We start from the raw sequence: 4,261 nt of genomic DNA on the forward strand, positions 1-4,261 counted from the left end.
GCCGCGCTGCGCGAAGGCGATCTGCTGCCCGAGCAGGTGCTGCGTTCGCTGGCGCGCCTGCAAGCGCTGGCCCAGCGCTACCCGGCCGCTCCGCAGGTCTACGGCGAAGCCCAGCGCAGCGCCGACGACGCGCTGATGCACAGCGCCTGGGCCCGCGGCCTCAGCGCGCTGGGCGGCGCCCGGCCGCCGCGCCGGGATGCGCCACTGCGCGTGGTGACGCAGGCCAGCGTGGCCAGCGATGGGGTCTCGGAGGCCGGCGCGCCGGCCGAGGCGGCGGCCGCGCTGTTCACCGGCTTCACCGATGTGCAGTGGGTCAGCGTGCCGGACCTGTGCCGGCTGACGCCCGACGCGATGCCAGCCGATGGCCGCGTCAATCTGCTGGTATCGAACCACCGCACGCGATATCCCGACAGCGCCGCCGCGCTGCGCCCCGACCTGCACCTGGTGCTGTGGAACCCGTTCCAGGCCGGGGACATCGCCGCGCCGGCCATCGTCAGCTGGGGTTATGCCGATGGCGCCCTGGCCGCCTTGCGCACCTGGCTCGAAGGCAAAGCCGAAGCCACCGGCCTGGCCCCGGTGCCGCTGGCCACCCGTGCCCTGCCCGCCTGACATCGCCCAACCCCCAAGCGCCCCGAGCACACGGAAAGCACCGCCCATGGACAGCCCTGTCACCACGCCCGGCCCTTTGGTGGCACCCCCCGCGGCGCCGCCTGCACCTGCCAGGCCGCGTTCGCCGATCCGCTGGGTGCCCAGCCTGTACTTCGTGCAGGGCCTGCAGTTCTTCGTGGTGATGCTGATCGCCGGGCTGATGTTCAAGAACATGGGCGTCGCCAACGAGCAGATCACGCGCTGGACCGGCGTGCTGGGCCTGGCCTGGGCCTTCAAGCCGCTGTGGAGCCCCTTCCTCGAGTTGGCGCGCAGCAAGAAGGCGCTGGTGGTGCTGTTCCAGTTCACCGGCGCCGTCGGGCTGGCGCTGCTGGCGCTGGCGATCCAGCTGCCGATGTTCTTTGCCGCCAGCATCGCCGTGCTGTTCCTGCTGGCCTATGCCTCGGCCACGCATGACATCGCCTGCGACGGTCTGTACATGGCCAGCCTGAGCCCGAAGCTGCAGGCCGCCTATGCCGGCTGGCAAGGCGCGTTCTTCAATGCCTCGAAATTCCTCACGCTCGGTGGCCTGCTGGTGCTGGCCGGCCATCTGGAGCGCCAGGTGGGTGTGCACAACGCCTGGTCGGCGATCTTCGCGCTGCTGGGCCTGCTGCTCGCCGCGCTGGCCGCGTACAACGCCTGGGCGCTGCCGAACACGCTGCGCGCCGATGCCATGCCCTTGCGTGCCGATGCCGTGCTGCGCACGATGGCCGAGGTGGTGGCCGATTTCCTGCGCAAGCCGGGCATCTGGGTGGCGATCCTGTTCATCGTGCTGTTCCGGCTGGCCGAAGGCCAGGTGCAGACCATCGGCCCGCTGTTCCTGATCGAGGCGCGCGCCAAGGGTGGCCTGGGCCTGAGCACCGAGCAGGTCGGCGGCATCTACGGCACCGTCGGCACCGCGGCCTTCCTGGTCGGCAGCGTGCTCGGCGGCTACTTCACCGCCTGGCTGGGCCTGCGGCGCGCGATGCCCGTGCTGATCCTCGCGATGATGGTGCCGAATGCCGTGTTCTATTACCTCGGCGTCGCGCTGCCGGCCGACCTGTGGCACATCGGCACGGCGGTCAGCATCGAGATGTTCGGCTACGGCTTCGGCTTCGTCGGCATGATCCTGTACATCATGCAGGCGGTGGCGCCGGGCAGCTTCCAGACTGCCCACTACGCGCTGGGCACCGGCGTGATGCAGCTGGGCTTCATCCTGTCGAAGACCATCAGCGGCGACATCCAGGTGGCGCTGGGCTACGAGAAATTCTTCCTGTGGACCATTGCCTGCGGCGTGCCGGCGCTGCTGCTGCAGTTCTTCGTGAAGATTCCCGCGGCCGACAGCGCCGCCGCCGACAAGGTCGCTTGATGCTGTTCTTCGACGACTTCAGCTACACCGATGTGCAGCAGCTGGCCCGCAGCGGCTGGCAGCTGCGTGATGCGGCCGGCCACCCGGGCGTGCCGGGTGCGGCCTGGCGCAGCGATGCCTTCAGCATGGTCGACGACCCGGAACGCCCCGGCAACAAGCTGCTGCGCCTGAACGCGCGCACCGACGGCACGCCGGCCGGCACCGTGCAGGCGCAGGCGTGCCACCAGCGCAAGTACCTCTACGGCACCTACGCCGCCCACGTGCGCTTCTCGGACCAGCCGGTGCAAGGCGCCGACGGCGACCCGGTGATCCAGACCTTCTACACCGTCAGCCCGCTGAGGCATGCCTTCGACCCGCAGTTCAGCGAGGTCGATTGGGAATACCTGCCCAACGGCGGCTGGAACAGCGACAAGACGCGGCTGTACGGCATCTCGTGGCAGACCGTGCAGGTGGAGCCCTGGGTGGCCCACAACAGCACGCACGAGGCCATGCGCTCCTTCGACGGCTGGCACGTGCTGATGATGCAGGTGGATGCCACGCAGGTGCGCCTGTTCGTCGATGGCCAGCCGATCGCCCGGCATGCCGGCCGCAATGTGCCGGTGGTGCCGATGTCGATCAACTTCAACCTGTGGTTCTCACCCGGCGGGCTGTTGCCGGCGAGCGCCGCGCCGCGGGTCTACCAGCAGGACGTGGACTGGGTGTTCCACGCGCAGGGCCAGCTGCTCGGGCCGGATCAGGTGGCCGCTCAGATCACGCGTTGGCGACAATCCGGCACGGCGCATGTCGACACCGTGCCGCAGGCGCAGCCGCCGCTGGCGGCGCGCTGCGACTTCTGATCCCACCCGCGGCTTCAGCGGCCGTAGCCGTTGCGGCCGTTGTGATGGTCGCGCCAGTTCGGGATGCCATCGCCATCCCGGTCATGGCGGCGGCCGTCGTGGCGATCCAAGCGGTTCGGGACGCCATCACCGTCACGGTCCCAGCGCGGGTTGTAGACGCGGTCGTAGCGGTTGGGAATGCCATCACCATCCGCGTCCCAGCGCACCGGCTGCGGTGCCACATAGCCATAGCGCGGCGCGGCAACCGGGTACTGCACGGCAGGGTAGCCGTACTGCACGGCCGGCCGTGAAACGACCACCACCGGCGGCGCCGGCAGGGTGACCACGGGCAAGCCGATGTTCACCGACCACTGCACATGGTCACGCGCCTGCGAAGCACCGGCCGCCAGTGCGCCGGTCAGGGCCAATGCGGCAACGACGAGTTTTCGGGTGTTCATGAATTCATCTCCTGGGCTGTTGCTGGGCGGGCCGCAGAGTTTTGCGGCGCCTGAGCAGACAACGGCCCCGGGCGACTCGGCGTTCACCCTCGGCAGGTGAAGCGCAGGTAAAGCCAGCTTCACACGAACCTGCCGGATGCAAAGCGCGCAACCAGCTGTTGCGCCGGTCAACCCGTCGCCTCAGATTGCGTTGAGCTCGGCCACGAAGTCGTAGGTGTCGCCGCGGTAGATCGATTGCGACAACTCGATCGCCCGGCCATCGCGCAGGTAGCCCAGGCGCTCCACCAGCAGGCCGGCGTCGCGCGGCTTGGCCTCGAGCAGCTTGGCCTGCTCGTCGCTCAGCAGCAGCGCATGCAGACGCTGCAGCGCCCGCACCGGCCGGTTGCCGGCGCGGTCCAGCGCGTCGTACAGCGAGTTGTCCACCGCCTCCAGCGACGGCAACGCCCAGGCGGCGATCGTCGCGGTCTCGATCGACATCGGCGCCTCGTCCGCATAGCGCAGGCGGTGGAAACGGTAGACCAGCGTGCCCGGGCTCAACGCGAGCTTCAGCGCCTCATCCGGCGCCACCGTGCCCTCGGCCTTCTTCAGCCAGACGCTGCGCGGGTTGCGGCCGCGCGAGCGCATGTCCTCCGAAAACGAGGTGAGCTTCGAAAAGTTCTTGTCGATGCGGGTGCAGACGAAATTGCCGGACCCTTGCCGGCGTTCGAGCAGACCCTCGTCGGCCAGGCCGTCGATGGCCTTGCGCACGGTGATGCGCGAGACGTTGAGGTCGGTGGCCAGCTGGCGCTCGGAGGGCAGCGCGTCATCCGGACTCAGGATGCGCTTCTCGATCGCCTGGCGCAGCGCTTGCTGCAGCTGGATGTACAGCGGCTGGGTGTTGTTCGGATCCAGCGTGCTCAGGATCTGTGACAACGCCGTCGGGTGGGGGGCCTCGCTCCTCATCAGCGCGTTCTGCCTTGCCGTTGCTTAAGTACCACTATCGTACCAGAAGGCAG

The 4,261-nt window shown here is 69.0% G+C and carries 4 protein-coding genes and 1 pseudogene; 3 read left to right on the forward strand and 2 right to left on the reverse strand.

What is annotated here, in order from left to right:
* From VLK61_RS17065 to VLK61_RS17075, 3 genes and pseudogenes are all read left to right on the forward strand, one after another.
* A pseudogene (locus tag VLK61_RS17065) lies at positions 1-609 on the forward strand (beta-N-acetylhexosaminidase); the annotation flags it as partial.
* Between the two features lie 46 nt (positions 610-655).
* On the forward strand, positions 656-1,993 hold the full coding sequence (locus tag VLK61_RS17070; protein WP_325422814.1) for an MFS transporter: 1,338 nt from the start codon (positions 656-658) through the stop codon (positions 1,991-1,993).
* Positions 1,993-2,829 carry a glycoside hydrolase family 16 protein gene (locus tag VLK61_RS17075; protein WP_325422815.1) on the forward strand — a complete coding sequence of 279 codons (837 nt, stop codon included), beginning with the start codon at positions 1,993-1,995 and terminating at the stop codon, positions 2,827-2,829. The genes VLK61_RS17070 and VLK61_RS17075 overlap by 1 nt, the downstream gene beginning before the upstream one ends.
* Before the next feature lie 14 nt (positions 2,830-2,843).
* Here the strand turns inward: VLK61_RS17075 and VLK61_RS17080 are convergent, their stop codons facing one another.
* Together VLK61_RS17080 and VLK61_RS17085 are read right to left on the reverse strand one after the other, a co-directional pair.
* Complete coding sequence (locus VLK61_RS17080) at positions 2,844-3,266, reverse strand: hypothetical protein (RefSeq protein ID WP_325422816.1); 423 nt, start codon at positions 3,264-3,266, stop codon at positions 2,844-2,846.
* A gap of 180 nt (positions 3,267-3,446) precedes the next feature.
* Positions 3,447-4,178: a GntR family transcriptional regulator gene (locus VLK61_RS17085; RefSeq protein WP_325422817.1), complete on the reverse strand. Its 732-nt coding sequence runs from the start codon at positions 4,176-4,178 to the stop codon at positions 3,447-3,449.
* Between the last annotated feature and the right edge of the window lie 83 nt (positions 4,179-4,261).

This window comes from Aquabacterium sp., from assembly GCF_035476535.1.
Taxonomy (GTDB): domain Bacteria; phylum Pseudomonadota; class Gammaproteobacteria; order Burkholderiales; family Burkholderiaceae_C; genus Pseudaquabacterium.